General features: G+C 71.6%; 29 protein-coding genes and 1 pseudogene. 17 read left to right on the plus strand and 13 right to left on the minus strand.

The window, feature by feature from the left end:
- Window positions 1–102 precede the first annotated feature (102 nt).
- Both AOK03_RS13910 and AOK03_RS13915 read left to right on the plus strand, forming a co-directional pair.
- Complete coding sequence (locus AOK03_RS13910) at window positions 103–963, plus strand: mycofactocin-coupled SDR family oxidoreductase (RefSeq protein ID WP_244177604.1); 861 nt, start codon at window positions 103–105, stop codon at window positions 961–963.
- A gap of 33 nt (window positions 964–996) precedes the next feature.
- On the plus strand, window positions 997–2,646 hold the full coding sequence (locus AOK03_RS13915; protein WP_055565553.1) for an amidohydrolase: 1,650 nt from the start codon (window positions 997–999) through the stop codon (window positions 2,644–2,646).
- Here AOK03_RS13915 and AOK03_RS13920 read toward each other — a convergent pair.
- The 6 genes from AOK03_RS13920 to AOK03_RS13945 form a co-directional block, all read right to left on the minus strand.
- Window positions 2,625–3,134: a hypothetical protein gene (locus tag AOK03_RS13920; RefSeq protein WP_055565554.1), complete on the minus strand. Its 510-nt coding sequence runs from the start codon at window positions 3,132–3,134 to the stop codon at window positions 2,625–2,627. The two genes, AOK03_RS13915 and AOK03_RS13920, sit on opposite strands and share 22 nt — an antisense overlap.
- 142 nt (window positions 3,135–3,276) lie before the next feature.
- The gene (locus tag AOK03_RS13925) at window positions 3,277–3,480 is read right to left on the minus strand and encodes a hypothetical protein (RefSeq protein ID WP_055565555.1); all 204 of its coding nucleotides are present in this window, start codon (window positions 3,478–3,480) and stop codon (window positions 3,277–3,279) included.
- Window positions 3,481–3,499: 19 nt separating this feature from the next.
- Complete coding sequence (locus AOK03_RS13930; protein ID WP_157868944.1) at window positions 3,500–5,584, minus strand: ATP-binding protein; 2,085 nt, start codon at window positions 5,582–5,584, stop codon at window positions 3,500–3,502.
- 111 nt (window positions 5,585–5,695) lie between these two features.
- Complete coding sequence (locus AOK03_RS13935) at window positions 5,696–6,199, minus strand: hypothetical protein (protein ID WP_055565557.1); 504 nt, start codon at window positions 6,197–6,199, stop codon at window positions 5,696–5,698.
- 80 nt (window positions 6,200–6,279) lie between these two features.
- Entirely contained in the window at window positions 6,280–7,188 is a 909-nt protein-coding gene (locus tag AOK03_RS13940; RefSeq protein ID WP_055565558.1) for a PDR/VanB family oxidoreductase, read from the minus strand.
- Window positions 7,189–7,237: 49 nt separating this feature from the next.
- Complete coding sequence (locus tag AOK03_RS13945; RefSeq protein ID WP_055565559.1) at window positions 7,238–7,867, minus strand: MSMEG_1061 family FMN-dependent PPOX-type flavoprotein; 630 nt, start codon at window positions 7,865–7,867, stop codon at window positions 7,238–7,240.
- A 133-nt stretch (window positions 7,868–8,000) separates the two neighbouring features.
- Here AOK03_RS13945 and AOK03_RS13950 point away from each other — a divergent pair, with 133 nt between their 5' ends.
- Complete coding sequence (locus tag AOK03_RS13950; protein WP_055565560.1) at window positions 8,001–8,651, plus strand: TetR/AcrR family transcriptional regulator; 651 nt, start codon at window positions 8,001–8,003, stop codon at window positions 8,649–8,651.
- Here AOK03_RS13950 and AOK03_RS13955 read toward each other — a convergent pair.
- Window positions 8,632–9,081: pseudogene (locus tag AOK03_RS13955) on the minus strand (response regulator); the annotation flags it as partial. The gene AOK03_RS13950 and the pseudogene AOK03_RS13955 overlap by 20 nt on opposite strands.
- Before the next feature lie 157 nt (window positions 9,082–9,238).
- On the opposite strand from AOK03_RS13955, the gene AOK03_RS13960 reads away from it, so the two are divergent.
- Window positions 9,239–10,849 (plus strand): sensor histidine kinase, encoded by a 1,611-nt coding sequence (locus AOK03_RS13960; protein ID WP_055565562.1) that lies wholly within the window; start codon window positions 9,239–9,241, stop codon window positions 10,847–10,849.
- Window positions 10,846–12,039, plus strand: coding sequence for a PP2C family protein-serine/threonine phosphatase (locus tag AOK03_RS13965; protein ID WP_055565563.1), 1,194 nt, complete (start codon window positions 10,846–10,848; stop codon window positions 12,037–12,039). The genes AOK03_RS13960 and AOK03_RS13965 overlap by 4 nt, the downstream gene beginning before the upstream one ends.
- Here AOK03_RS13965 and AOK03_RS13970 read toward each other — a convergent pair.
- Together AOK03_RS13970 and AOK03_RS13975 are read right to left on the minus strand one after the other, a co-directional pair.
- Window positions 12,036–12,476: an ATP-binding protein gene (locus AOK03_RS13970; protein WP_055565577.1), complete on the minus strand. Its 441-nt coding sequence runs from the start codon at window positions 12,474–12,476 to the stop codon at window positions 12,036–12,038. The genes AOK03_RS13965 and AOK03_RS13970 overlap by 4 nt on opposite strands.
- A 142-nt stretch (window positions 12,477–12,618) precedes the next feature.
- Window positions 12,619–13,074, minus strand: a complete 456-nt coding sequence (locus AOK03_RS13975; RefSeq protein ID WP_055565564.1) for a DUF2000 domain-containing protein — start codon at window positions 13,072–13,074, stop codon at window positions 12,619–12,621.
- A 50-nt stretch (window positions 13,075–13,124) separates the two neighbouring features.
- Here AOK03_RS13975 and AOK03_RS13980 point away from each other — a divergent pair, with 50 nt between their 5' ends.
- Both AOK03_RS13980 and AOK03_RS13985 read left to right on the plus strand, forming a co-directional pair.
- The gene (locus AOK03_RS13980) at window positions 13,125–13,949 is read left to right on the plus strand and encodes a helix-turn-helix transcriptional regulator (protein WP_055565565.1); all 825 of its coding nucleotides are present in this window, start codon (window positions 13,125–13,127) and stop codon (window positions 13,947–13,949) included.
- A 154-nt stretch (window positions 13,950–14,103) separates the two neighbouring features.
- A complete protein-coding gene (locus tag AOK03_RS13985) occupies window positions 14,104–15,123 on the plus strand; it encodes a PI-PLC domain-containing protein (protein WP_244177605.1) in 1,020 nt (339 codons plus the stop codon).
- A 36-nt stretch (window positions 15,124–15,159) separates the two neighbouring features.
- Here AOK03_RS13985 and AOK03_RS13990 read toward each other — a convergent pair whose 3' ends face one another.
- Window positions 15,160–15,549 carry a VOC family protein gene (locus tag AOK03_RS13990; protein ID WP_055565566.1) on the minus strand — a complete coding sequence of 130 codons (390 nt, stop codon included), beginning with the start codon at window positions 15,547–15,549 and terminating at the stop codon, window positions 15,160–15,162.
- A gap of 141 nt (window positions 15,550–15,690) precedes the next feature.
- Here AOK03_RS13990 and AOK03_RS13995 point away from each other — a divergent pair, with 141 nt between their 5' ends.
- The 6 genes from AOK03_RS13995 (at window position 15,691) to ligD (ending at window position 20,752) form a co-directional block, all read left to right on the plus strand.
- Complete coding sequence (locus AOK03_RS13995; RefSeq protein WP_055565567.1) at window positions 15,691–16,563, plus strand: LysR family transcriptional regulator; 873 nt, start codon at window positions 15,691–15,693, stop codon at window positions 16,561–16,563.
- A 131-nt stretch (window positions 16,564–16,694) separates the two neighbouring features.
- Window positions 16,695–16,877, plus strand: a complete 183-nt coding sequence (locus AOK03_RS14000) for a hypothetical protein (RefSeq protein ID WP_055565568.1) — start codon at window positions 16,695–16,697, stop codon at window positions 16,875–16,877.
- A complete protein-coding gene (locus tag AOK03_RS14005; protein WP_055565569.1) occupies window positions 16,874–17,674 on the plus strand; it encodes a hypothetical protein in 801 nt (266 codons plus the stop codon). The genes AOK03_RS14000 and AOK03_RS14005 overlap by 4 nt, the downstream gene beginning before the upstream one ends.
- Window positions 17,671–18,597, plus strand: coding sequence for a DUF6895 family protein (locus AOK03_RS14010; protein WP_055565570.1), 927 nt, complete (start codon window positions 17,671–17,673; stop codon window positions 18,595–18,597). Before AOK03_RS14005 ends, AOK03_RS14010 begins: the two co-directional genes overlap by 4 nt.
- A gap of 41 nt (window positions 18,598–18,638) precedes the next feature.
- The gene (locus AOK03_RS14015; protein ID WP_055565571.1) at window positions 18,639–19,796 is read left to right on the plus strand and encodes a serine hydrolase domain-containing protein; all 1,158 of its coding nucleotides are present in this window, start codon (window positions 18,639–18,641) and stop codon (window positions 19,794–19,796) included.
- Complete coding sequence (gene ligD / locus AOK03_RS14020) at window positions 19,793–20,752, plus strand: non-homologous end-joining DNA ligase (RefSeq protein WP_055565572.1); 960 nt, start codon at window positions 19,793–19,795, stop codon at window positions 20,750–20,752. The genes AOK03_RS14015 and ligD overlap by 4 nt, the downstream gene beginning before the upstream one ends.
- A 1-nt stretch (window position 20,753) precedes the next feature.
- On the opposite strand, the gene AOK03_RS14025 is transcribed toward ligD, so the two are convergent.
- Window positions 20,754–21,296, minus strand: a complete 543-nt coding sequence (locus AOK03_RS14025) for a hypothetical protein (RefSeq protein ID WP_055565573.1) — start codon at window positions 21,294–21,296, stop codon at window positions 20,754–20,756.
- 144 nt (window positions 21,297–21,440) lie between these two features.
- On the opposite strand from AOK03_RS14025, the gene AOK03_RS14030 reads away from it, so the two are divergent.
- The 3 genes from AOK03_RS14030 to AOK03_RS14040 all read left to right on the plus strand — a co-directional run bounded on the left by AOK03_RS14030 (window position 21,441) and on the right by AOK03_RS14040 (window position 23,788).
- Window positions 21,441–22,373, plus strand: coding sequence for a hypothetical protein (locus tag AOK03_RS14030; protein WP_055565579.1), 933 nt, complete (start codon window positions 21,441–21,443; stop codon window positions 22,371–22,373).
- A gap of 219 nt (window positions 22,374–22,592) precedes the next feature.
- The gene (locus AOK03_RS14035; protein WP_055565574.1) at window positions 22,593–23,396 is read left to right on the plus strand and encodes a hypothetical protein; all 804 of its coding nucleotides are present in this window, start codon (window positions 22,593–22,595) and stop codon (window positions 23,394–23,396) included.
- Window positions 23,393–23,788, plus strand: coding sequence for a VOC family protein (locus AOK03_RS14040; protein ID WP_055565575.1), 396 nt, complete (start codon window positions 23,393–23,395; stop codon window positions 23,786–23,788). The genes AOK03_RS14035 and AOK03_RS14040 overlap by 4 nt, the downstream gene beginning before the upstream one ends.
- 56 nt (window positions 23,789–23,844) lie before the next feature.
- Here the strand turns inward: AOK03_RS14040 and hemC are convergent, their stop codons facing one another.
- Window positions 23,845–24,780, minus strand: a complete 936-nt coding sequence (hemC, locus tag AOK03_RS14045; protein ID WP_055565580.1) for a hydroxymethylbilane synthase — start codon at window positions 24,778–24,780, stop codon at window positions 23,845–23,847.
- A gap of 306 nt (window positions 24,781–25,086) precedes the next feature.
- Between hemC and AOK03_RS14050 the strand changes: the two genes are divergently transcribed.
- Entirely contained in the window at window positions 25,087–25,560 is a 474-nt protein-coding gene (locus AOK03_RS14050; protein WP_055565576.1) for a GNAT family N-acetyltransferase, read from the plus strand.
- A gap of 137 nt (window positions 25,561–25,697) precedes the next feature.
- Here AOK03_RS14050 and AOK03_RS14055 read toward each other — a convergent pair.
- On the minus strand, window positions 25,698–26,898 hold a 1,201-nt coding region (locus AOK03_RS14055; RefSeq protein ID WP_055565581.1), incomplete at its 5' end, for an MFS transporter.

Here is a 26,898-nt window from a genome sequence, read left to right on the forward strand (position 1 = left end):
TCCGAAACCCCGGACGACTGCCTCGCGGACAGCGGGGGGCCATGAGCCCGGATCCCGCCCCCTTCCCTGGCCAGGCCGACTGCCGCGCGGTACACCACGAACATGACCCACGGAATCCCCGACGAGGAAGCTCGGAGTATGCATACGAAGGGACGTCTTGCGGGCAAGGTGGCCTTCGTCACCGGCGCGGCCGGGGGGCTCGGCCGCAGCCACGTGCGACGGATGGCGGAGGAAGGCGCCGACCTGGTCATCGTGGACATCTGCCGGTCGGTCGACACCGTGCCCTACCCGCAGTCGACACCGGAAGAGCTGTCCGAAGCGGTCGAGGAGGTGCGGTCGTTGGGCCGCCGCGTCGTGGCGCGGCAGACAGACGTACGCGACCGGGCGGCCCTCCAGGAGGCGTACGACGCCGGGCTCGCCGAGTTCGAGCGGATCGACGTCGTCGTCGCCAACGCCGGGATCGCGCCGCTGCTGGTGGAGGACAGGGCGCAGGCGTGGCACGACGCCATCGACATCAACCTCACCGGCACCTTCCACACCATCGAGGTGGCCATTCCGTCGATGATCGAGGCCGAGCAGGGCGGTTCGATCGTCATCGTCAGCTCCACCGCGGGCCTGGTCGGCATCGGCGGGGCCAGCAACGGAGGCCTCGGCTATGCGGCGTCCAAGCACGGCGTGGTCGGGCTGATGCGCACCTACGCCAACAACCTCGCCCCGCACAGCATCAGGGTGAACTCCGTGCATCCCACCGGCGTGGCCACCCGCATGGTCGCCGATCCGGCCATGGTCGAGTTCGTCGCCCAGGACCCGATGCTGTCCGAGGGTGCGCCCAACGCCCTGCCGGTGGACACGATCGAACCGGATGACGTGGCCAACGCGGTCCTGTGGCTCGCCTCGGACGAAGCCCGCTACGTCACCGGCGTCACGCTGCCCGTCGACGCAGGATTCATCAACCGCCGTTGAGCGCCGACCCGGCCGACCTGGAGATGGAGCGCCATGACCGAGCAGTACGCGGACACGATTCTGGTGGGCGGGCCCGTCCGGACGTCGTCGGGCTGGGCCGAGGGGATCACCGTGCGCGCCGGTGTCATCGAGACCGTCGGCGGCCGCGAGGACGTGCTGCGACGGCGCGGACCGGACACACGGGTGACGGACCTGGCCGGTGACACCGTCCTGCCCGGCCTGCACGACCTGCACGTGCACCCCATCTACGCGGGGATCCGCGAACGCCGCTGCAAGATCCCGCAGGGCTCCGGCCTCGCCGACACCCTCCGCATCGTGGCCGACCACGTGTCCCGCTCCGCCCCCGGCGCGTGGGTCCTCGGCGGGCAGTGGGACGCCTTCGCGCTCGGCGGCACCCCGGACCGGACGATGCTCGACGCCGTCGCCCCCGGCCACCCTGTCCTCCTGGAGGACACCAGCGGACACAGCTCGTGGGCGAACAGCGCGGCACTCGCGATTGCCGGAATCGGCCCCGGCACCCCCGACCCGTCCGGCGGCATCTTCGAGCGGGACGCGGCGGGCAACCCGAGCGGCATACAGCGCGAGACCGCCGCCGACCTGCTCGCCGCCTCGGCCCCCAAACCGGCGGACGACGAGGTCGAGGCGGCTCTGGAGTGGGCCCTCGGTGAAATGCTCTCCTACGGCATCACGTCGTTCACCGAAGCCGCGGTCGGATTCACCGCCGGGCCACGCGCCGAACTGCGCGCCTACACCCGCCTCGCCGCGCGGGGCGCGGTCCGGCAGCGCGTACGCCTCAGTCTCGTGTGGTCGCCGTACGATCCGGCGTGTGAAGACGTGATCGCGAAACGGAACCTCTACGCGAGCGCGCACATCGCCCCCGACTGCGTGAAGATCTTCCTCGACGGGGTACCGACCGACAGCCACACGGCGGCCATGCTCGAACCCTACGCAGACACCGTGGAGGGCCGGGGCGACGACGCGAGCCGGCACGGAATGCTCGTGATCGCGCCCGCAGTCCTGGACCAGGCGGTGACCCGGTTCGACCGGATGGGCATCACGGTCAAGTTCCACGCCGCGGGCGACGCGGCGGTCAGGGCAGCGCTGGACGCCGTCGAGGCCGCCCGCACGGCCAACGGGCACGGCCCCTGCATGCACAACGTGGGCCACTGCACGTTCGTGTCGAAGACGGACATCGAGCGCGCGGCGCGGATCGGCGCCACGTTCGAGGTCTCGCCCTATCTGTGGCGGCCCTCCCCGATCTGCTCCGACATCGCGGCCGCCGTCGGCCAGGAGGCGGTCGAACGCGCCTGGCCGGTGCGGGAGATGATCGACGCCCGCGCCCTGGTCGTCCCGGGCTCGGACTGGTGCGTCGTGCCGTCGGTGAGTCCGTGGTCCGCCATGGAGACGCTCGTGACCCGGCAGGAGCCGGGCGGCAGCGCCGACCGATTCGGCGCGTCCCAGGCCATCACCCTGGAAGAGGCCTTCGACCTGTTCACGGTCAACGCGGCCCGGCAGGAGGGCATGTCGCACCGTGTCGGACGCATCGAGCCGGGCATGCTCGCCGACGTCATCGTCGTCGACCGGAACCCCTTCGAAGTGCCGATCACTCAGGTCCACGCCACCGAGGTCAAGATGACGTTCGTCGAAGGGGAGCCGATACCTCAGCAGCCGCCGCAGTTGTAGTACAGGACGTCCCAGTGGTTGCCCTCGTCGGCGTAGATGTTGCCGGAGCCGGACTTGTACTGCGGGGCGCCGTCACCGCGCGGGCCGATGTAGGTGAAGGTGTTCTTGACGTAGTTCGTGACGCACGTGTTCTTGCCGAAGTCGAGCTTGTAGCCGTTCCAGTGCGAGTACGTGCCGCTCGCGTGGCCGGTCTCCGTGCCGCCCGTGATGTTGAGGCCGCACCCGCTGGCGCTCTTGAGTGTCTGGGCCCCTTGCGCGGTCGCGAGGTTGAGCTGGTCGAAGGACGTGCACGTCGGGTTGTTGCGGTCCGAGCAGCCGCCGGAGGACGACCAGGTGATGCCGGACTGGCGGAACATCGAGGTCGCAGTGGCGTGGGTGATCTTGGTGGCGGCGAGCGCGTCGGTGGCCGAGGTGAGGACGCCGAAGCCGGGGGCGACCAGCGCGCCGGTGGTGAGCGCGAGCGCGGTGAGCGCGGAGCGGGTGCGCATGATGGGTTCTCCCTGCTGGTGACCGTGCTGACGGTGGGTCGGCTGTGGTGCAGGTGGCGCAAGGAGATGGTGCCTGGATCCGCGCCTCCGGGCCAGAGGACAAAGCGGAACGGGTGGTGAGGGTTTGCTCGCCGGTGAGGGGCTACTTGCCGTGGGGGCGGAGCAGATCCTGTGCCTGCTTGTCGAGGGCGGGCGCGACGCTGTCGGAGAAGATGTCGACGACGTCCTTGGTCACGTCCCCCACCGGCAGCGGATTGCTCTCCTGCGCCTGCGCGGCACCGGAGAAGGACAGGGCGGCGGCCCCCGTGAGGGCGACAGCGGCCAGTACACGCGTCGTGTGGTTCATGGCTTGCCAACGATCACCGTCATCGCGGGTCACGCAGCTGCGCGGGAACCTCGGCTGTCGTGGTGTCGAGAGTGAACCCGGCCCGGTGGTGGGCCTCGTATTCCGAAAGGGGCAACGCGGCGCGGGTGCGCCGCTCACAGGTCGCGCGCCGCGCCACCATGTCCGGGGCGCCCAGCTGGGGCACACCGACCTTCCGCCACACCTGGTCGCCGAGCCCGAGCAGCCACGCGGCCCACTCGGCCTGTCCGTCGTCGACGGCGGCCAGCGCGAGGGTGTCGAGCGTTATGCCGATGCCGTACGCGTCATTGAGGAGCCACTTCGCCTCCAGCGCCGTGCGCAGGGAGCGGATCGCCCGGCCGGGGTGGCCGCGGAGCGTGTCGATGGTGCCGACCACGTAGTGGCCGAACGACTGGGCCCAGATGTCCTCGAAGGGCGCGGCGCGCGCGATGACGCGCTCGGCCAGGTCCTGCGCCCGGTCGAGCTCGCCGAGGGCCATGTGCAGGTAGCTCGTGGAAGCCATGCAGAGCAGCCCGGCGATGTCCTCGTGTGCGGTCTCGGCGAGGGGGAGGGCGAGCGAGAGGCGATCCAGGGCGGGGTCGGTGTCGCCCTGAAGGGTGAGCGCGAGCCCCTGCGCGTAGGTGGCCCATGCCCGGGCGGGACCGTCGTCGGTCCGCGTGGCCAGCTCCAGGGCCTCGTTGGCCCGCTCCAGAGCGGTGCGGTGGTCGCCCTGGCACGAGGAGATGACGGCGCACACCCACAATGCCCGGGCCCGTCCGGGTTCGTGCTGCGGGTCCAGGGCCAGGGCGGCTTCGAGGAAGTGCCTGCCTTCGCGGAGGTTGCCGCACGCGAACCAGAAGTAGAAGAGGTCGGCCGCCATGCGCAGCGCGGCCGACACGTCGGTGCGCAGACAGTGCTGCAGGGCCGCGCGCACATTGGCGTGCTCGGCCGCCGCCTGCCGGTACAGCCGGGGCTGCTGCGGACCGAGCCAGCTCTCGCCGCCGGTCATGGCCAGGTGGCGGTAGAAGTCCCGGTGCCGCAACTGCAGATCCTCGTGCTGGCCGAGGCGTTCGAGCCACTCCGCACCGTACTCACGGACCGTGTCGAGCATGCGATAGCGCCGCGCCCCGGGCGGCCCTTCGCGCAGCACGACGGACTTGCTCACCAGAGAGCCGAGGGTGTCGGTGAGGTCGTAGCCGAAGAGCGGCTTGATCGTGCAGACGAACTCCATCGCCGGCATCGTGAAACTCCCCGGGAACACCGAGAGGCGGGCCCACAGCAGCCGTTCGTGGGGGCTGCACCATTCGTGGCTCCAGCCGATGGTGGTGCGCAGCCCCGCGTGCCGCGGACGCACGGCCGTCAGGTCGGTGTCGGACGGGGTCTCCGGTGACAGCAGGTCCAGGCGTTCGCTGAGCTGTCGGCTCAACTGGCGTGCGGGGATGGTGCGCAGATGCGGGGCGGCCAGTTCGATCGCGAGGGGGATTCCCTCCAACGCGTCGCAGAGGCCGATCAGTTCGGCCGGGGCGTCCTGCGACGGCACCCGGTTCGGCGTCGGCTCCGATGCCCGCCCCGCCCGTGCCTTCAGCAGCACGAGCGCGTCGCCGTCGGGTCCGGTCGACATGGGGCCGATCGGCACCACGCTCTCGTGACGCACACCCAGCGGAGCACGGCTGGTGGCCAGGATCCGCAGCCCGGGCAGCGCCTCCAGCAGCGCGCCGGTCAAGGAGGCGCACTCGTCTATGAGGTGCTCGCACGTGTCCAGTACGAGGAGTACGTCCTGCTCCGCCAGGTTCTCGGCCAGGACCTCCACGGACGACCGGCCCGTCTGGTCCTGCAGCCCCAGCGCGGTGATGACCGCCTGCCCGACCAGCGAACCGTCACGGACCGACGCCAGATCGACCCATCGGCTCCCGTGCGGCAGGTCCGTCCGCGCCGCGACCCGCCACGCGATGCGGGTCTTGCCGACGCCGCCGGGCCCCCGCAGCGTGACCAGCCGGTGGGACGCCAGCCGTGTGCGGGCGAGGTCCACCTCGCGCTCCCGGCCCACGAACCCGGAAGGCTCCGCCGGTAACCAGCCGCCCCTGTCCAGCCCTTGCACGTCTCGCATCGGTTCCGGTACCTCTCCCGCCAGGCAGGGCGACGCCGCCCCGGACGAGGATGCCTCATGTCGGCGATCACGGTGTGGAAAGCTGCTGGATGCACCCTTTGGTGGACGTGGTCACGGGTGCGCCTCGCCGCCGTTCGGCCCTCGGACGGCGTCGGCGGAGGTGTCGCCACTCCTCGGTCCTTCGAGCGAGGCCCGGTGGGCCGCGTTGAGGTAGTGCCGCGGCCGCCAGTGTGCGTGGTCGGGGTGGTCCCGCCACTGCTGGGCGACCCAGACCAGCAGGTTGTGGTCGTGCCCGATGCCGTGCCGCAGGGTCTGCAGCAGCCCCGGCTCCTCGCCGCGTCCTTCGGCGAGGGCGCGGCGCCAGGTCCCGATCTCCTCGGTGAGCCGCATCGCGGTGGACAGCATGGCGTTGGTCAGGGCGTGGGCGGTGAAGTGCTCGTCGCTGCCCGCCGGCCACCGCGCCTGCACCTCGGCGAGCCGGGCGCGCAGGAAGTCCTGCAGCGGGACGACATCGGCCTCGACGAGGTCGTCGGAGTGCGAGGGCGGTGGCCTCGGCGTGCGGGCCGCGAGCTCCAGAGCGCGGCGGATGTCGTCCTCGGTCGGTTCCCGGGGCATGTTCCCGACCCCCTCCCCGGGCCGCTTCCGGGCAACGTACGCCTGCAAGCCCCCTTCGGCCAGGCCTGCGTGACGCGGCCTCAGAGATCGAGCACGAGGCGGGGGGACGCGGCCCTGGACACGCAGGCGTACATCCGGCCCTCGGGAGCGCCGATGTCGTCGCGGTGCTCTGGCGTGCCGTCCAGGACGGTGACCTCGCAGCTGCCGCAGACGCCTTCGCGGCAGCCGGCGGGCAGGGGGCGCCCGGTGTGGGCGAGGGCGTCGAGCAGCGACTCGTCGGCCGGAACGACGACGGTGTCCCCGGACCGGGCGCAGACCGCCTCGAACTTCGTGTCGGGGCCGAAGGTCCTGGCCACCGGCTGGAAACGCTCGGCGTGCAGCCGCTCGGCGGGGAACGCCGCCTCGGCCGCCGCCAGCATGGTCGCGGGACCGCAGCAGTAGACCAGGGTGTCGGCCGCCAGGCCCGCCGCGAGGGCGTCGAGGTCCGGCCTGCCCTGCCGTCCGGTCTCCACGATCCGCACCCGGTCCCCGTAGGTGCTGCGCAGTTCGGCGGCGAAGGGCATGCTGTCGAGCGAAGGGCCCACGTACACCAGCGTCGCGGGCAGTCCGGCGGCCGCCGCGGCGCGCAGCATGGGCAGCAGGGGAGTGATTCCTATGCCGCCCGCGAGGAACAGATAGCGGGGTGCGGGGACGAGGGGGAAGTGGTTGCGGGGGAGGGAGACCCCGAGGGCGCGGCCGCGGCGCAGGAAGCGGTGGACGTACTCGGAGCCGCCCCGGCTGAGCGGGTCGTACCGGACGGCGACGCGGTAGGCGTCGCGGTCGGCGGGGTCACCGCACAGCGAGTACTGCCGGGCCAGCCAGTTGGGCAGGGACAGGTCGACGTGGGCGCCGGGCTCCCAAGGGGCCAGCTCTCCGGTGGTGGCGCGCAGGGTGAGGGCGACGACGTCCTCGGTGACCCGGTCCATGTGCTCGACGACGGTCTGTTGCATCGGTGATTCCTCGGTCGGTGGCGGTCTGTGGCCGGTGCGGGGCGGCGGGTCAGTAGAGCTTGCGGTAGGCGTCCTCCAGGGACGCCTCCAGCAGCTTCGGGTCCACGTCGACACCGAACTGTGCGGCCGCCATCTCGCCGATCGACGGCATGCCTTCGGCGAGCGCCTGGCTGGCGGGGTCCCACAGCCGTGAGCGCAGCAGCGCCCGACCGCAGTGGAAGTACACCTCGGCCACGTCGACGACGATCGCGAGCTCCGGCCGCTTGGCCTCGATGCGCATCCGGGCCAGCACGTCGGGTTCGTCGGTGACGTAGGCGCTGCCGTTGACGCGCAGCACCTCCCGCATGCCGGGGACGAGGAAGCACAGCCCGATGCCGTCGTTCTCCGCGAGGTTGCGGAAGGAGTCGGCGATCTTGTTGCCGGGGCGGTCGGGGAGGGCGAGGGTGCGCTCGTCGAGGACCTTCGCGAAGCCCGGGTGGTCGCCGCGCGGCGAGCAGTCGGCGCGTCCGGCCGCGTCCGCCGTGGCCATCGTCAGGAACGGTGAGTGGGCTATGAAGTGGCGCACGTAGTCATCGATGCGGTCCTTCACCTTCTCCTTGACCATGGGGTCGGGGTGGCCGAGCCGGGCCAGGACCTCGTCCGGAGAGAGCCGTCGAGGGCGTGCGGGGGCTTGCGTCATGGCGACTTCCTCAAGGGGACGGCGGCACGCGGCTGTGGGGCTCTGCCCCGTATCGCCGCAGTTCATGACAGTATTGTGAGCAATTACTCAGGTCGTGCGCTACTCGCTTTCACGGCCCCTCGCAGGAGGTGTCATGCCGTCCGACGGCCGTGGTCTTCAGCCACGTAAACAGCCCCGCCAGATCCGCGCGGAGCTGACCCGGGAGCGCATCCTCGACGCGGCTGCTCACGTTTTCGCCGAGTACGGGTACGCGGCGGGGACCACCAACCGCATCGCGGAGCGGGCCCGGGTGTCGATCGGATCGCTGTACCAGTACTACCCGAACAAGGACGCGATCCTGGTCGAGCTGCTGATCCGGCACCTCGACGCCGGGATGGCCGCGGTCAACGCCGCTCGGCTCGACCAGGACGCACTGCGGTCGGAGTCCGTGGAGGACTTGATGCGCCTCTACGTGGGACGGGTGATCGCGAACCACCGCGACGACCCGAAGCTGCTCCGCGTGATGATCGAACAGGGGCCACGCGCGCCGGAGTTGCTGGAGCGCGTGGCACAGAACGAACTGCGGCAGATCGCCGCCACCCGCAAGCTGCTCGGGAGCCACCCGGAGGTACGGGTCGCGGACGTCGACGTCGCCGCCCGGCTCGTCGTCTCCACGGTGGAGATGGTGGTGCACAAGGTCATGGCGGGTCCCGGCCAGGTCGACGCGGCGCGGTTCGAGGAGGAACTCGTCACCATGCTCACCGGCTATCTGACCGGGGGGAGGTTCAGGGGCGGGGCCGCGTAGCGGTGTCGAGGTAGAAGGCGTCGATGCTCTGCACGGCCGTCTCGAACTCCTCCAGGTTCACGGGCTTGGTCACGTACGCGTTCGCGTGGCTGCTGTAGGCGCCGGTGACGTCCTCCGGGGCGGTGGACGTCGTGAGGACGACCACGGGGATGGTCTGCAGGTCCTCGTCCGCCTTCAGGACCTTCAGCAGGTCCCGGCCGTTCATACGGGGCATGTTGAGGTCCAGGACGATGAGGTCGGGCCGTGCGGTGCCCGGCGTGCGCAAATGCTCCAGGGCGGCGACTCCGTCGGTGACCTGAACCAGATTGCGGGCCCCGCGCTCGGAAAGTGCCTCCTCGATGAGCATCGCGTCGGCGATGTCGTCTTCGACGAGCAGAACGTCGAAGGGACGGGCGGGGGTCGTCATCATTGAACGCTCCGTGCGTTTCTCGGGGGGAGTGGTGCAGGAGCAGCGCCTGTGCCGGGTTCATGCCTGGCATGTCGGGCACTGTAGGTCCACTCTTCAGCTGGCGACAACAGGTGTTGTCTGCCTTTAGAGTATGCGGGCCGCAATTCCGGCGCGGCTGTCTCGACGAGGAGTCCACAGGATGACGGGCGCAGAAGGGCGGCCACGCGTGGGCGCGTTCTCCACGTGGACGACGCGGAGATGGCTCCGCGTCGGGGTGGCCCTGTCCCTGGTGGTCCTGGCGCTGCTCGGCACGACCGGGGCATGGGTCCTCTCACGTACCGCGGCCATCAGCGAGGACCTGGTCGACGTACGCTCTCCCGCGCTGACCACCGCGATCCGCCTGGAGACGGCCATCCTCAACCAGGAGACCGGCATTCGGGGGTACGGCCTCACCGGCACGTCGGAGTTCCTGGCGCCCTACCGGCGCGGACTCACCGAACAGCGGGCGAGCGCCGCCCGGCTCGCCGACCTGCTGGACGGCGAGCCCGCGCGCCTACGGGATCTGGCGGGCGTTCAGAAGGCGGTGTCGCGCTGGCAGGTGAGGATCGCCGAGCCGATCGCCGCGGCGCAGTCCGGCACACCCTCGCCGCTGGCCACCGTACGGGCGGCGGAGGGCAAGAAGGCCTTCGACCGGGTACGGGACGCGCTGAAAAGCCAGCAGGAGCGGCTGCGTGCGGAGCGCGCCGGGGCCAGGGACGACCTGATGGCCACGACCACCGTGCGGAACTGGGTGTTCGCCGCCATCGCGGCCGTCATCGTCCTCCTCACCGCCATCGTCTTCGACGGTCTGCGCCGCGGCATCAACAGGCCGCTGGAGCAGCTCGGCACGGAGGCCCGCACCATCGCCGGCGGCGACTTCGACCACGCCATCAGCCCGACCGGCCCGGCCGACCTGCGGCGCCTCAGCAGCGAGATCGACTTCATGCGCCGACGTCTCGTACGGGAACTGGCCTTCAGCGAAGAGGCACGCCTGCGCCTCGACGCGCAGGCCGCGGAGCTGCAGCGCTCCAACGCGGAGCTGGAACAGTTCGCCTATGTCGCCTCCCACGACCTGCAGGAGCCGCTGCGCAAAATCTCCAGCTTCACCCAGCTCCTCCAGCGTCGTTACGCGGGACAGCTCGACGGCCGGGCCGACCAGTACATCGACTTCGCGGTCGACGGAGCGAACCGCATGCAGATCCTCATCAACGACCTGCTCGACTTCTCCCGGGTGGGACGGCTGCACAACGCCCAGCAGAGCGTCGACCTGGACACGGTGCTGGCACGCACCCTGTCCGCACTGAGCGTCGGCATCGAGGAGGCCGACGCGACGATCACCCACGATCCGCTGCCGACCCTGGTCGCCGACCCCACCCAGATGGGCATGCTCTGGCAGAACCTCATAGGCAACGCAGTCAAGTTCCGCCGCCCGGGAACAGCGCCGGAGATCCGCGTCACGGCGGCCAGGGAGGGCGAACTGTGGCGGTTCACCGTCACCGACAACGGCATCGGCATCGAACCGGAGTACGCGGAGAAGGTCTTCGTGATCTTCCAGCGGCTGCACACCAAGGACGCCTACAGCGGCAGCGGGATCGGTCTCGCCATGTGCAAGAAGATCGTCGAATTCCACGGGGGCACCATCGGCGTCGACCCGGAGTACCGGAAGGGCGCACGTCTCACCTTCACCCTGGCCCCCGAACCCCCGGTGCGCATCGACCCGTCCACCCTGCCGGAGGCCACCCGCCGCTCCGGGGCGGAGCACGCACCATGACCTCAATCGTCTCAGCCGTCCCTGACGAGCAGATGTACCGCATCCTGCTGATCGAGGACGACCGGGGAGACGCCCTGCTCGTCGAGGAACTCCTCCACGACACGGGGCTGCGGTTCGAGCTGACCACCCGTACGACCCTGGCCGAGGCGCGCCCCGAACTGTCCGGCAGCCCGATCGACTGCGTGCTCCTCGACCTGCACCTGCCGGACGTGTCGGGCATCGATGCCGTCACCGCCGTCCGGGCCCTGGCACCGCACACCGCGGTGATCGTCCTCACCGGGCTCTCCGAGGCCCAGGCGGGCGCCAACGCGATGGCCGCCGGGGCCCAGGACTACCTCGTGAAAGGGAAGGTCGACGGGGACCTGCTGCACCGGACGGTGCGGTACGCGGTCTACCGAAGCCAGACCGAACGCACGAACGCCGAAGCGCAGGCCGTCCGGCTGCGGGCGGAGGAGAACGCCCGCCTGGAACGCGGCCTGCTGCCCCAGCCCATCCTCGACACCTCCACGGTCAGAGTCACCACGCGCTATCTGCCCGGTGCCGCGTGGGCCCTGCTCGGCGGGGACTTCCTCGACGTGGTGGAGGGCGACGACGGGCTGCTGCACGCCGTCGTCGGCGACGTCAGCGGACACGGCCCCGACGCCGCCGCGGTGGGCGTCTTCCTCCGGATCGCCTGGCGCTCGCTCGTACTCGGCGGACATCGCGGCAACGACCTGCTGCACCTGATGGAGCGCATCCTCATCGCCGAACGCGGCAGCCAGCACCTGTTCGCCACGTGCACGCTCCTCACCCTCGACCAGGGCACCGCCACCGCGACGCTCCACCTAGCCGGGCACCACGAACCCCTGCTCACCACGGCGGGGCAGACGCAGGAACTGGCCGCCGCGCACGGCATCGCCCTCGGCGTCGTGCCCGGTCTGCGCCGGTGGCCCTCCACGGTCGTCCCGCTCCCGGCCACCGGCGCCCTGACCCTCTACACCGACGGCCTCACCGAGGGACACAACGGAGCCACCGGCGAACGACTGGGCGTCGACGGCCTGCTCACCCTCATCGGCAACCTGCCGACGACGGACCCCGCCGACCACGTCGACCGCCTCATCGAGGAAACACACGCACTGAACGCCGGACGGCACTCGGACGACCTCGCCGTGCTCCGCCTCGACTGGGGCGGCAGCCCGGAGCCCGGCTAGGAACCCAGCGGGGAGTCCTCGGTCAGCGCGATCACCGCGGTGATCCGCTTGCCCACCGGCTCGCGGTGCACCGCGAAGCTCTGGGCGAGGGCCATGACGATCTCCAGGCCGTGCTGGCCGATCCGGCTCGGGTCCGGCGGCAGGATCGCGGGCAGCGCGGTGCTGCTGTCCCACACGCTCACCTCGACGGCACCGGACCGCACGTCCAGGGTCAGCAGCGACGGCCCGGGCGCGTACTTGCGGGCGTTGGTCACCAGCTCGCTGACCACCAGCTGCACCGTGCCCAGCGCCCCCACGGAGACGGGAAACCCGTGCAGGACCTGTACGTCCGTCAGGAAACCGCGGGCCAGATCACGGGCGGCGCTGATCTCCGCGCTCTCCTCGAACGCCGCGGTGACCGACAGGTACTCACTCACCGGGGACTCCCGGTCGTCCATGCCCGCCGTCCGGCCGCGGTCCGCCATACCAACCAAACACTCCTGTTTCACAACGCTCCGTCTACCCAGAAAACATCAGAGCATCATCCTCAATGTGACCTGATTCCGACCGCGCGGGGCATTCGCTCGGCGGGCCGTCTCCTCAGGGATGCATCCGAGCCCCCTTGAGCACCTTGTCGACCGCGTTGCGGGGGCCGTACACCGCCATTCCGACCAGGTCCAGCTGATCGCCGGGCACCGCCCGTACCGCCGCGCGGTTGTCGCGGTCGTTGCCCGTGGCGAAGAGGTCGGAGGTGAAGAGGGAGCGGGGCAGGTCGCGGGACAGGGCGCGGCCGTGGGCTGCCGTCAGCATCTCCTTCGTCCCTTCGAAGACCATGACCGGCTGGCGGAACATCGGCAGATACGGGGTGCCGTCGGCGTCGGCGTACGGTTCGCCGATCACTTCCGGACGGTGCGTACCGAGGCCGCTGACCAGGAACGCGGTGACGTTCAGCCGCTGCCAGGTCTCCAGGTCCTCCCGCAGGACCACAGCGATCTTGGTGTCGAAACGTACGGGTGCGCTCTGTGCGGTGTCGCTCCGCGTGGTGTCGGTCGTCATGCGCTCCAGGCTGCCGACCGCGACGTACCGGAGTCTTGTACGTTCTTGGCATGCCGTCGCCGCAGGAAGTCTCAGCGTGGCGCCCGCAGGTCCCGGGCGTGGTGGAGGTCTTCCACGCGCACTTCACCGAGCACGCCTACCCGATGCACGTCCATGACGTGTGGACGTTGCTGATCGTCGACGACGGCGCGGTCCGCTACGACCTGAACCGCCGCGAGCGCGGCACTCCGGGGGACACCGTGTCCCTGCTGCCGCCCCAGGTGCCGCACAACGGTTCCCCCGCCACGGCGCACGGCTTCCGCAAGCGCGTGCTGTACCTGGACGCGCCCCTGCTCGACGAGAGCCTGATCGGCCCGGCGGTGGACGACCCCGACATCGCCGATCCGCTGCTGCGCCGACGCATCGGGCAGCTGCACGGGGCCTTGGGGCGGCGGGGCGACGAGCTGGAGGCGGAGAGCCGCCTCGCCCTGGTGGGGGAGCGGCTCCGCGGTCATCTGCGGCCCCGCACCCCGGCCTCCCGGCCGGAGCCGGGCCGCGGCGTGGCGCACAGCCTGCGCGAGCTCCTCGACGAGCGCGTGCTGGACGGCGTGACGCTGGGCGAGGCCGCGCAGGAAGTGCGGGCGCACCCCACCCACCTGGTGCGAGCGTTCAGCGCGGCCTTCGGCATCGCCCCGCACCAGTACCTGATGGCGCGCAGGGTCGAGCGTGCCCGGCGGCTCCTCCTCGACGGCAGACCGCCCGCCGACGTGGCGACCGCGGTCGGCTTTTACGACCAGCCCCACCTGAATCGGCACTTCAAACGCATCGTGGGCATTCCGCCGGGCCGTTACGCCGCGGGAAGGTTCCCGGCGGCAGCCGCGCCAACTGGCCGCTGAGCAGGAATGTTTCACCTGTGAAGGGATGGGCAGGTGCGGCAGCTGAGGCCGGATGCGGAGAACACGTGTCCGGCACGCTCTTTCCTGCGGCGCCATCACCTTCGTGTGCTGCGCCCGGACGGAGCGCAGCACAGGAACGGACGGAGAAACAACCGTGATACATGGAGCCCGCACCCGCTCGACCGCTCGAGCCGCGTCGCTCGCCGCCGCGAGTGGCGCCTTGGTGATGGGTCTGGCCGCCCCGCCCGCGAGCGCCGCCCCGGAGTCCGGCGACCCGGCCGGGTCCGGCACGGCGGCGCAGGCCGCGGCGCACGACAAGCGGCCGGTCTGGGCGATCGCGCACCGCGTGCTGACCGTCGACGGCGTGGACAAGGCGCTCGACCACGGGGCCAACGCGGTGGAGATCGACGCCACCGCCTGGAAGAAGGGCTGGTGGGCCGATCACGACGGGCTCCCCACGAGCTCCGGCGACACCATGTCGGCGATGTTCGACCGGATCGCCGAACAGCGCCGTGCGGGCAAGAACATCGGGTTCGTCTGGCTGGACATCAAGAACCCCGACTACTGCGACAGCGGCGACGCCGAGTGGCGGCACTGCTCGATCACGGCCCTGCGCGACCTGGCACGCACCAAGCTGGAGAGCACCGGGGTGCGGGTCCTGTACGGCTTCTACGGCACCGCGGGCGGGGCCGGCTGGAAGGACGTGACCCGCGACCTCAACGACCTGGAGGGCGTGGACATCAGCGGCGACTCCGAGGACGTCCGGCGACAGTACGACGAGTACGGCGGCGCCATCGCGCACAACCAACGGGTCATGGACAAGGGCCTGTTCAACCTCAGCCTGCCGACCGTCCTCGGAAAGGTGACCGAGCAGCTCCGCCTCGGCGCGGCGGCACGGGACCGCGGCGAACTGGCGCGCGTCTTCGGCTGGACGACCGCGGCGAGCGACGGCGACGCGACCAACCGGCTCCTGGACGCCTCGGGCGGCGACGCCGACGGCCTCATCTACGGTCACCGGGCCTCCTGCTACCCCGACGGCGTATCCGGCACCCGTGGCTGCGGCAAGGACGAGTCGGACGCGAAGCAGGCCATCGCCCACATCCACGAGTTCGTCCGGTCCCACGGCGAGACCCGCCGCATGGCCACGACGGACGACGTCCCCTTCGGGCGCTGAGGACGTCGATTTCCGGCTCGCGAGTCCTGTTCGGGCTCACGAGTCCTGCGGGTACCAGCGCAGTTCCACCGTGTTGCCGTCCGGGTCCTGGACGTAGAGGGACAGCGCGGTGCCGCGGGCGCCGAAGCGCTTGCCGGGTCCGTCCAGCACGGTGAACTCACCGGAATCGATGACCTGTTGCCAGTCGAGGGGCTCGACGACCAGGCAGATGTGGTCGACGTTGGAGCCCGCCGGTTCGCCGTCGGGCCCCTCGATGAGGTCGATGATCGTGGTGGGGCTGACCCGTACGGACGGGAAGGGGACCTGGCCGGCCCGCCACTCGTCCACCCGCACCGGGTCGAGCCCCAGCGGCCCGGTGTAGAAGGCGAGGGAGCGCTCGATGTCGGCGACGTTCAGGACGAGGTGGTCGAAGGCGATGACGCGCATGTGAGTCTCCCTGGGTTCGGGGTGTGGGTGTGTGGTGCTGTCTGTCCGGCTGTCCGTGCTCTGGCTTCAGCATCGCCTCTCATCGATCAATCGGTCCAATACATGGTTGTCATCCGATCCATCGTGTTTCACGATGGATCGATGGACCTCCAGCAGATGCGCTACGTCCTCGCGGTGGCGGAGACCGGGAGCTTCACCCGCGCGGCCGAGAAGTGCCACGTCGTCCAGTCCGCGCTCAGCCACCAAGTGGCCAGGCTGGAGAAGGAGCTGGGCGCCCGGCTGTTCGAGCGGACCAGTCGCAAGGTGTGGCTGACCAGCGCGGGAGAGGCGTTCCTGCCCGCCGCCCGGCAGGCCTTGGAGGCGGCTGAGCGGGCTCGGGCCGAGGTGGCCGCGGCGACCGGCGAGGTGCGGGGCAAGCTGACCGTGGGGTCGATTCCCACGGTGGCGGCCGTCGACCTCCCCGCGGTGCTGCGGGACTACCGGCTGCGCTACCCGCAGGTACGGATCAGTCTGCGGGCCGGATCCAGCGAGCGGCTCGTGGCGCAGGTGCGCGAGGGAGTGCTGGACGCGGCGTTCCTCGGCGTGCAGGCCGGTTTCCGGCCGCAGGGCGTCCGGGACCGGGAACTGGCTCATGGAAAGCATGTCGCCGTGGTCGCTCCGGGCCACCCGCTGTCCGCGGCGGAACAGGTGGACCTCCATCGTCTCGCCGACGAGATGTTCGTGGACTTCGCCGACGGCAGCGCCGCACGCGCTCAGTCCGACGAGGCGTTCGCGGCCGCCGGGCTGCAGCGCGAGGTCGCCTTCGAGGTGTCCGGCGTCGAGCTCATGGCCCGGATGGTCCGCCACGGCCTGGGCGTCGCCCTGCTGCCCGCGCCGTTCGCCGCCGAACTGCACGGCCTGCGGTGCGTGCCGGTCACCAATGGGCCGGTGCGCGTCGAGCGGCTGGTCTGGAGCCCGTTCACCCCGTCGCCTCCGGCTGCGGCCTTCCTCGCCCTGCTGGACGAACTACCTTGAGCGGAAGGCGAGTTGACCTCCACGGTCAGCAAGGAATGCCTCAAAACAGACATAAAGGACTATTGGCCTTAGACTGGTCCGAGGGTGGGCGTCACTGGACTCGGTGACGACGTATCTATGAGGAGGCACCGATGCTTGCTCAGCACACACCGCTTCTTGTCACTCCGACGGACGCCGCGGCGCTCGGTACGGCCATGGTGGAGCCAGAGGCGATCCTGAGCGACGCGCCGACGTACTCGCCGCAAGCGGGAGGCTTCCTTCTGCTGCTTGCGCTCATCTCGCCGAAGGAGCCGAAGGAGCCGACGGGCAAGTGAGCCCCGATCGATCGCAGAGCGCGTACGCCGCATCAGCGGCTGACCTGGCTCTCCGTGCCCTCGACGCCCTGCGTGGCGTCGGGGGCACCGCCATGATCGCCGAACATGTCGAACGTTCGGACGATCCCAAGGCGGCGCTGGGTGCCATCCGCTTCGTCGGAGCCGATGGCTTCGCCCCCTATCTGTTCGGCGACGCGGCCTTCCATCCCCAGGACGCGATGGCCGTCGCCCAGTCCTTCGCGGTGTTCCCGCCGCCAGTGAGCACACCCGCCCCGCCGCCCGCGGGCGGCGCCGAGCCGTGGCTCGTGGCGTGGCGTGACTGGGCCACCGCTGCCCTGCTCGCACGGTTCGCCGACGGGGGTGACGCACAAGTGGGTGAGGTTCTGGCGCCGAAGCCCGGGGGCGCCCCGGTGCTCGCGGAGTCCGAGCCGGGCCGGGCCGCATCGGACACCGGCGCCCCTGGTGCAGCGGACACCGACTGGCAGCGCTGGTCCGTCCGCATGGGCCAGCTCTCCCCGCTCGCCATCCCCGGCCTCGACGGCCCCGTGCACACCGCGGCCCGCACCGACCCCGCTCCGCGGGCCCTCGCCCAGGGCGCCACCCGCGCCGTGCTGCGCCGCGACTTCCCCACCGCCGCCCGCATCGTGCGATGGCTCGCCCTGCTGCGCTCCGAAGGCGTGCACCTGCCTCTCGACCCGGTGCCCCTCGTCGAACACCTCGGCCTGTACGGCGGCGGCCCGCGGCTCGCTCTCGACGTCGCCATCGCCCGGCGGCTGCTCGGACTGGAGACCGTATGACCGCGCCCGTGACGCGGACCGCCCACGAGGTGAGCGCACAGGCCCTGGCCTGGCTCCACGCACACCGCGAGCGCGGCGCGCTGCCCCCCGACACCACCGCCGACCTCGGCGACCCCGACAGTGTCTACAAACCGCTCGGAGAGAGTGCCCTCGCCGCCTCGCTCGTGCTGCGCGAGGCCGTCGCGGGCAGCACCGAGCAGCGCATGGCGGGCGAGTTGCTGGGCTTCTGCTGGGAGCAGCTCGGCGAGGGCGACATGCTCTACGAGCGGCTGTTGCGGTACACGATGATGACCGACCCGCTGGAGACGTACTCGCCGTTCGCCCGCGGCGGCCTGCGTCACGAACCCCTGGACCGGTTGCTCGGCCACACCAGTGCCCTCCGCTCGGTCCGGGGCGCCGAGCTCCTGCCCAATCGCCGTCTCGCGGTGGCCAACGCGGCGCGCATCGTCGGCCTGGACGGCGGGGAACGTGCGTACGACTGGCGTGAACTGGCCCGCGCCACCTGGCTCGGCGCGATGCCGGAGCCCTGGCTCATCGACTGGATGACCGGCTACTGCGTCACCCACACGGTCTTCCACCTCACCGACTGGGGCGGCATGCCCGCCGGTCTGCCCGACGATCTCACCGCGTACGTGACCACGTGGCTGCCCGTGTGGATCGACATCTGGGCCGAGATCGAGCAGTGGGACCTGGTCGCCGAGCTGATGATCGTCGGGTGCTGCCTGAAGGAGCCGTACTGCGAGCCCGCGGACTGGGAGCGGCTCGCCGCGGTCCAGCACCCGGACGGGCTGGTGCCGCGCGACGGGGAGCCCGTCGCCGACGACCCCGCGCGGCGGTTCTCCGACCACCAGCACACCGCTGTCGTCGCTGCGATCGCGGGCACGCTCGCGGTGTCGCGGACGCTGGGCGGGGCGACGAGTTGAGGAGCCCGCGCGGGTTCCCACGCGGCGCCCCGGACGTACGCATGGCCGGGCTGGGGATCACGGAGCGGGCCGAAACCGCGGCGGAACCGGCGGCGCCCGCCTGGGCGGCAAGAATGCTCGCCGCCCTGCGCGCCGCCGCGCCCGGCGCGAGCGCGGTGGCCCTCGCCGTCCGGCGCGGCTCCGAACACGCCCTGCTGACCACGGGCGACACCGCGTTCGACGGGGGAGCGCCCGCCGGTCCCGACACCCGCTTCGAAATCGGCTCGCTCACCAAGACGTTCACCGCGCTCCTCCTGGCCGAGATGGTGGCGCGCGGCGAGGTCGCGTACGACGATCCGATCACCCGTTTCCTGCCGCGCGGCGCCGCCCCTCAGCTGCAGGGCTCGCGCATCACCCTCCTTCACCTGGCCACCCACACCTCGGGTCTGCCCCGACTGCCGCCCGGCTTCCTGCGCAAGGGTGCGCCGGTCTGGTTCAGCAATCCGTACGCGCCCTACTCCGCCGCCTCCTTGCGCCGTGCCCTCGCCCACACCCGGCCGCAGGCCGCCCCCGGCACCCGCGTGCGCTACTCCAACTTCGGCGTCGGCCTCCTCGGTGAACTCCTCACCCGCGCCGCCGACGGCTCCGACAGCTTTGAGGACTCCGGCGGCTTGGGCGGCGGACACTTCGCCCCGCTGCTCGCCGACCGCGTCCTCGATCCGCTCGGCCTCACGCACACCAGCTGCGCGACGGACCAGCCGCAGGCCACCGGCCACTGGCACGGCAGGCCCCGGCCCGCCTGGCAGATGGCCTCCCTGCCCGCGGCGGGAGCGGGCCGGTCCACCGCCCGCGACCTGCTGACGACGCTCGACGTCCTCCGCGACCCGGCCACGGCGCCCGCCACCGTCCCCCGCACCCTGCGCGCCGCCCTCGCCGATGTCACCCTCCCCCGGATCGCCCTGCCCCGCACCGGCAGACGCATCGCGCTGATCTGGAACATCCGGCCCCGCCCCGACCACGACCTCTACCACCACTCCGGCGGCACCCGCGGCTTCACCGCCTTCGCGGGCTTCAGCCCGCAGACCGACGTGGCACTCGCGGCCCTGGCCAACACGAACCCCGTGCTGACCGGCACGTTCATCCAGCGGGCCTACCTGGAGCTGTGGGCTCTCGCCCAGCCCCCCGAGCGGGGCCGACCGGGCGAGGACCGACCCGCATGACCGCGACCGCCCTGCCGCGCATCGCCCCCATGCTGGCCACCCCGGGCACGCTGCCCACCCCGGAGAGCGAGCACCTGTGGAGTACGGAGACCAAGTACGACGGACAGCGCGCGCTGGTGTACCTGCCCGGGGACCGCACCATGGTCGTCCGCTCGCGCTCGGGTGCGGACATCACCGCCGCGTACCCCGAACTCCGAGCCCTGGCCGAGGTCCTGGGCGACGTGCCGACGGTGCTGGACGGGGAGATCGTCGTCCTCGACGAGGCGGGCCGTTCCAGTTTCGAGCGTCTCCAGCCGCGAATGGGCCTGTCGGGCTCTCCGGTCAAGGCGGCCCGCCTCGCCGCGCAGGCCCCCGCACACCTGATCCTCTTCGACGTGCTCCACCTGGACGGTCGGCTCCTGACCCGACTGCCCTACGCCCGGCGCCGCGACGCCTTGACGCAGCTCCTCGGGACGGGCCCGGACTGGTCGGTTCCGACAGCGGTGACAGGCCACTGCCGCCAGGCACTCGAACTCGCCCGTTCACAGGGCCTGGAGGGGATCGTGCTGAAACGGCTGGACTCCGTGTACGAGCCCGGCAGACGCTCCCCGGCCTGGATCAAGGTCAGGAACGTGCACACCGCGGATGTGGTCATCGGCGGCTGGATGCCCGGGCAGGGGCGGCTCGGGGGACTGCCGGGCGCGGTGCTGGTCGGCGAGTACGTGGCCGGGGTGCTGGCCTACCGGGGGAGCGTCGGCACGGGGTGGAACGAACGGGAACGGGCGGACATCGCCCGCCTCCTGGACGTCGCCGCCATCGACGACTGCCCCTTCACCCCCGCGCCCGCGGTGTCCGGCGCCAGATGGGTCCTGCCGCGGCTGGTCGCCGAGGTGAGGTACTCCACCCGCACGCGGGCCGGTCTGCTGCGTCACCCGGTGTGGCACCGCCTGCGCCCGGACCTGGCGCCGGAGGTATGACTCACTCCTCGCCGTCCTCCGCGCCGGTCAAGGTCTCGGCGATCATGCGGGTGGCGAAGTCGGGGTCGTCGGTGATGCGGTTGATGTGCTCGGCCAGCAGGAAGGCGGTGGCCTCCAGGGGATTCATCTCGGCCTCGGTCCAGTCCCCGTACTGCTGGCGCCAAAGGTTGGGGCTCAGGCCGGTGCCCGCGGCGATCACCAGTCCGGCCATGGTCGGGATGGCCTCGGACGGAATGCTCTTCGGCATCATGCGCATCGTGGCCACGAGGGTGGGCACCACGTACTCGATGACGTCCTTGCCATGGTCCTCGTGCGCCTTGCGCAGCCACGACATGAACATGTAGATGAGCGTGCACGCGCCGTTCAGCAGGTCATCGGCTCCCTTGGGGCCCAGCGACGCCGCGAACTGCCGTACCATCGCCTGCTGTTCGGGGTCGACCTCGGTCTTGCCGGCGTGAATGCTCTTCAGTCGTGAGTCGATCATCATGAGCGCCGTGCCCACATCGCCGACGGGAGCATGCTGGGGATCGCAGGGCGATGACACAGGGGTCCTCCTCGGGTCGCCACGAAGGGCAACAAGGCATACTCGTACAGTAGTCGGCCGATGGGGTGACGGTCCGGCACATGACCGCTCCGCCGCCGCCCGCTCGAAGTGCGCGGCGGCCCGGCCCGGAGGAGTCTGTTGATGATGCGGCGCAACGGCGGGCGGGAGAGCGAAGTGCGTGACGTGGAGATCCTGCTGGACGAGCTCTACGCCACGGCGCCGCCCCACTTCGTCTCCCGCCGTGCGGAGCTGGCGGCCCGCGCCAGGACGGACGGGCGGGCGGAGGACGCCCGGCGGATCCGTGCCGCCCGCCGCCCCACCCTCGCGGCCTGGGCGGCGAACCTGCTGTGGCACTCGCAGCCGACGGAGAGCCGACGGTTCCTGGAGCTCGGGCGAGGGCTGCGCGAGGCGTATCGGACCCTGGACGCCGCCGAGATCAAGGAACTGTCCGACCAGCGCACCAGCGTCGTCGCGGCCATGTCCCGGCAGGCCGCCACGCTCGCCCGGGAAGCGGGCCACCGGCTGTCGGACGCGGCGCAGCAGGACGTGGCGTCCACCTTGCGGGCGGTGCTCGCGGACGAGAGCGCGGCGGACTTGTGGGCGACCGGCCGTCTGGAGGGCGCGCTCACTCCGCCCACGGCCTTTCCTTCCGGTGAGGATGCTGCACCGGCGTCGGCGGCACCAGCGCCGAAGGCGCGCGCACGGCCCCGGACGGAGCCCAAGGCGCCGAAGGACGAACTCGCCGAGCGGCGCCGCCAGAAGCGGGAGCAGCGCGCCGAGAAGGCCCGCGAGGCGGCGGACGCGGCGCATCAACTGCTCCAGAAGCGGCGCACGGAACGACAGGAGGCCGACGCCTCGCTGCAGCGGGCGCGAGCCCGGCACGACCTGGCCCGTCAGCAGGTCGCCGATGCCGAGCAGGAACTGAGCGGGGCGCGCGAGGAGTTGCGGCGGGCCGAGCAGGAGCGGCAGGCGGCCGAGGAGCGGGGCGGGGCGGCGAGGGACGCGGTGACGGCGGCCGAACGAGCCGCGCGGGAGGCCGCGGAGACGGCGCGGAATCTCCTCGGCGAACTCGACTGAGGCCGGTTGTGAAAGTGGGCCGCCCCGCGGGGCGCCATCGACCCGGCCGACCGTGCGGCACCAAACGACTCGAGAGACACCGGGCCGGGCACTAGAGTCCGTACGTGCGTTGATCTCTCGGGCGGTGGCCAGGCGCCGCCGCGGACGGTGCGGGCGACCCCGTGGAGACGGGGGGCGCCCGGTCGGCATACCCGTCACCACAACACCGGAGATCACGCGATGACTGCTCAGGAGCCCCTCGCCTACGACGCGTTCGTCGAACTCGCCGCCGCTGATTCAGCTGTCGTCGGCCTCGTCCTCAAGGGTTCTCGGGCCCACGAAGGCATGACCACCGAGCACTCCGACCACGACCTGTACGTCGTCCTCGCCGACGGGGCGAAGACGGACCTCACCCGGTTCACGGGGCACCGGACCCCGGAACTCGACCTCGTCGTCCTCTCCCTCGACGAGTTCCGCAACGCCGGGATGCCCGGCTTCGAGCGGTACGCCCTCGCCCGCGCCCGGATCGTGCTCGACCGGCTCGACGGAGTCATCGCACGGATCCTGGCCGACAAGGCGCGGCTCGCCCCCGGTGAAGCCTTCCGGGAGGCGGGCGAATGGCTCGATGCCTACGCCAACTCCCTCTACCGCTCGGTCAAGAACGATCGCGACGGGCATGCCCTCGCGGCCCGGCTCGACGCCGCCGACAGCATCAGGTTCCTGCTGGAGCTGCTCTTCGCCCTGGACCGCCGCCCCCGCCCCTACAACAAGTACCTGGAATGGGAACTTGCCCGATTCCCACTGCCCGGCTGGGACACCGAGCTGCTGCTCGACGCCGCGAACCACATCTCGGCAACCGGCGACGTGTCCACACAGCGTCGCCTCTTCGCCCAGGTGGAGGAAGCAGCCCGGCAGGCCGGACACGGCGCGGTGCTGGACGCATGGGGTGAGGACCTGCACCTGATGCGTCGACGAAAAGCTCGCGGATCCGTCGAACGGACGGCCTACTCTGAGCCCCGTCCGTACTACCTGGGAGAAGCATGACGAGCAGGTTCACCGAGCTGACCGTTGACTGCCACGATCCGGAGAGGCTCGCGGCCTTCTGGTGCGAGGTCCTGGACTTCAAGGTGATCGACCGGGGCGAGGACAAGGTCGAGATCGGCTCCTGGGTGCCGACCGTCGAGGACATCCGCGCCCGCCAGATGCCGCCGACCCTGCAGTTCATCCGGGTGCCCGAGGGCAGGACCATCAAGAACCGGCTGCACCTCGACGTCAGCCCGGTCGACGGCAGCACCCAGGACGAGGTGACCAGACTGCTCGGCCTCGGCGCCACCAAGGCGGACGTGGGCCAGGGGCAGGACCGGAACTGGGTGGTCATGGCCGACCCCGAGGGCAACGAATTCTGCGTCCTGCGCACCCTGGCGCCACAGGGCTAGGCGGACCGGACGCCGAAGCGGGAGACGTACGCCCTCCTCCGCCGGGCGGCGCCGCGTCAGTGGGCGATGCCGTCGATCAGGTCGCGGGCTCCCTGGCGGAGCAGGGCCACGGCCACGGACGTGCCGAGCGTCGCGGGGTCGAGCGGGCCCGCCCACTCGTGGGCGTTGAGCACCGTCTTGCCGTCGGGCGTGAACACGCAGGCGCGCAGCGAGAGGTCGCCGCCGCGCTCCGAGCGCGCGTACCCGGCGATCGGCGAATTGCAGTGCCCCTGCAGGACGTGCAGGAACATGCGCTCGGCGGTCGCCTCCCGCCAGGCGTCCTTGTCGCCGAGGTCCGACACCGCGTCGATGGTCGCGGTGTCGTCCTCGCGGCACTGCAGGGCGAGGATGCCCGCACCGATGGGCGGGCACATCGTCTCCACCGACAGGATCTCGCTGGCCAGCTCGGGGCGGCCGATGCGGTCGAGCCCGGACTGCGCGAGCAGCAGCGCGTCGGCGTCCCCGGCCGCTAGCTTCGCCAGTCGGCGGCCGGCGTTCCCGCGCATCGGCACGCACTCCAACTCAGGGTGCGAGGCGGCGAGTTGCGCCACGCGGCGGACCGACGACGTGCCGATGCGGGTGCCTGCGGGCAGCTCGTCGAGGGTGAGGCCGCCGGGGTGGATGAGCGCGTCCCTGATGTCGTCCCGCTTGAGGAAGGCGGCGAACGTGGTGCCCGCCGGGAGCGGCCGGTCCGCGGGAATGTCCTTGACGCAGTGCACCGCGAGATCCGCCTCACCGGCGAGCAGCGTGGCGTCGACCTCCTTGGTGAACGCCCCCTTGCCGCCGAGCGCCGCCAGATCGCCCATCCAGCGGTCCCCCGAGGTGGTGACCGGCACGACCTCGGTACGGATGCCGGGGTGCAGCGCGGCGAGTTCGGCGCGGACGCGCTCCACCTGGGCGAGGGCCATGGGGGAGGAGCGGGAGACGATGCGGATCAGCTCAGGAACGGACATGCGGTCCACGATAAGGGCTCCGGAGGGGTGCCTCGGACACACGTCCAACTGATCAAAGGACCGTAGGCATGGGCGAGTTGGTGCGGTGAGGTCGGGGCGAACGCAGCTACTGCGCGCCTGGGGAGGTGTTCCGGGCGTGTCGCCCCGGGGCACCTCGTGAGCCACTCGGACCGCCTTCCGGTCCGCCCCGGCAGGCGCTCACCCCGCCCCACCCGCGCTTCTCCGGCGTGCGCGCGCCCCGCCCGCCTCATAGCGTGAGGTGCACGCAGCCGCGGCCCCGGCGCCGCACGGCCCCTGGGAGGCCCCATGTCCAGCCCCGCCGCGCCGGAGCGCCGGACGGAGATCGTCCTCGAACCGATGACGGCCACCCATCTGGCCGACGTCCTCGCGCTCGGCGGCCGCGTCTACGACACGACGGTGAAGCCGTACACCTCCTGGTCCCTGTCGGCGATCGCCCGGCACATGGACGGCGAGGCGTCCGCCTGCTGGGTCGCGCTGGCCGGGGACCGCCTCGCCGGTTACGTGCTCGGCTCGATGGGCTTCGACCAGCGCACCGACTGGGGCAACCTGGAGTGGATCGCGAGCGCGCCGGAGTACCGGGGACAGGGCATCGCAAGTCGCCTCGTGAAGGCCTGCTGCGCGACGCTCACGGAGGCGGGCGCGAGAGCCGTCGTCACCGACGTGGAGTCCCGCAACACCGCGTCGGCCGCCCTGATGCGGAGCAACGGCTTCGAGGCGAGCGTGTCCGTGACGTTGTTCGTGCGCGATACGCCGCGGTAGCCGAATCGCGCACGCCCCCGTGGAGCGGGCGGGCGTGCCACCCAGGACACGCCCGCCCGCACTCGGGACGAGTCCCGCGGCATTCGGGATCAGAGATGCCGCGGTCGCCCGGCGCGCTTCGGGTGCGGCCCCGCCCTTCACCCGTCGGCACGTCCTCCGGGCTCCAGCGGTGGTGCCTGCACGCCGCAGCAGGTCTTGCACTGCGGCTCGTTGCCGCGCTCGTCGTGCCAGGCCGCCGGGCTCGGCCGGACGAACACCGCGGCGGCCGCCGCCGCGAGGGCGAACAGTGCCGCGCAGCCCACCGCCGCCCTGCCGAAGGAGGCGTTCAGCGCGTCGGGATCCGCGTACGCCGTGCCGGACAGGCCGACGGCCAGCGGCAGCCCGGCCACCACGAGCAACTGCGCGATGCGCGCCGCGGTGTTGTTGACCCCGCTGGCCAGCCCCGCGCGGCTCGCGTCGACCGAGGCGAGCACGGTCGCGGTGAGCGGCGCCACGAACAGACTCATGCCGAGGCCCAGTACGACGACGGCGGGCAGTACGTCGGTGACGTACGCCGCGCCCGGCCGGACCCGCAGCATCAGCAGCACCCCGGCGGCCGCCACCAGCGGCCCCGCGACGAGCGGCAGTCGCGGGCCGACGCGTCGCGCCAGATCTCCGGCGGACGCGGACAGCAGCAGCATCAGGACGGTGATCGGCAGCGTCGCCGTGCCCGCCTGGAGCGCGTCGTACCCGAGGGTCGTCTGCAACTGCACCGGCAGCATGAACAGGATGCCGCCGATGGCCGCGTACAGGCAGAGCGTCATCACGTTGGCCGCGGTGAACAGGCGCGAGCGGAACAGTCCGAGGGGCAGCATGGGATTCCGCCTGCGGTGTTCGACCAGGACGAAGACGGCCCCGGCGGCGAGCCCCAGGACCCCCGGCAGGATCACTCCGCCCGCCGACGTGTCCCCGGACGCGCCGATCAGCGAGAAGCTGACGCCCGCGAGGAACAGCGCGGCGAGGCACGCGCCGGGCACGTCGAACGGCTGCTGGGCCGCCGACTCGTCGCGGCTCTCCGGCACGTGCCGCACCGCGAACAGCACCAGCGCGGCCAGCGGCACGTTGATCAGGAAGATCCATCGCCAGCCGGGCCCGTCGATGAGCCAGCCGCCCAGGAACGGACCGACCGCCCCGGCCACCCCGCCCAGCCCCGACCAGGCGCCCACCGCGCGGGCCTGGTCGTCGGGGCGGTACGAGGCGCCGACGAGCGCCAGCGAACCCGGCGTGAGCAGCGCCCCGCCGACGCCCTGGAGGGCGCGGGCCGCGATCAGCATCCCGGCGTCCTGCGCGAGCCCGCAC

Origin of the sequence: Streptomyces atriruber (genome assembly GCF_001418325.1) — a bacterium.
In the GTDB taxonomy this organism is placed as follows: Bacteria; Actinomycetota; Actinomycetes; order Streptomycetales; family Streptomycetaceae; genus Streptomyces; species Streptomyces atriruber.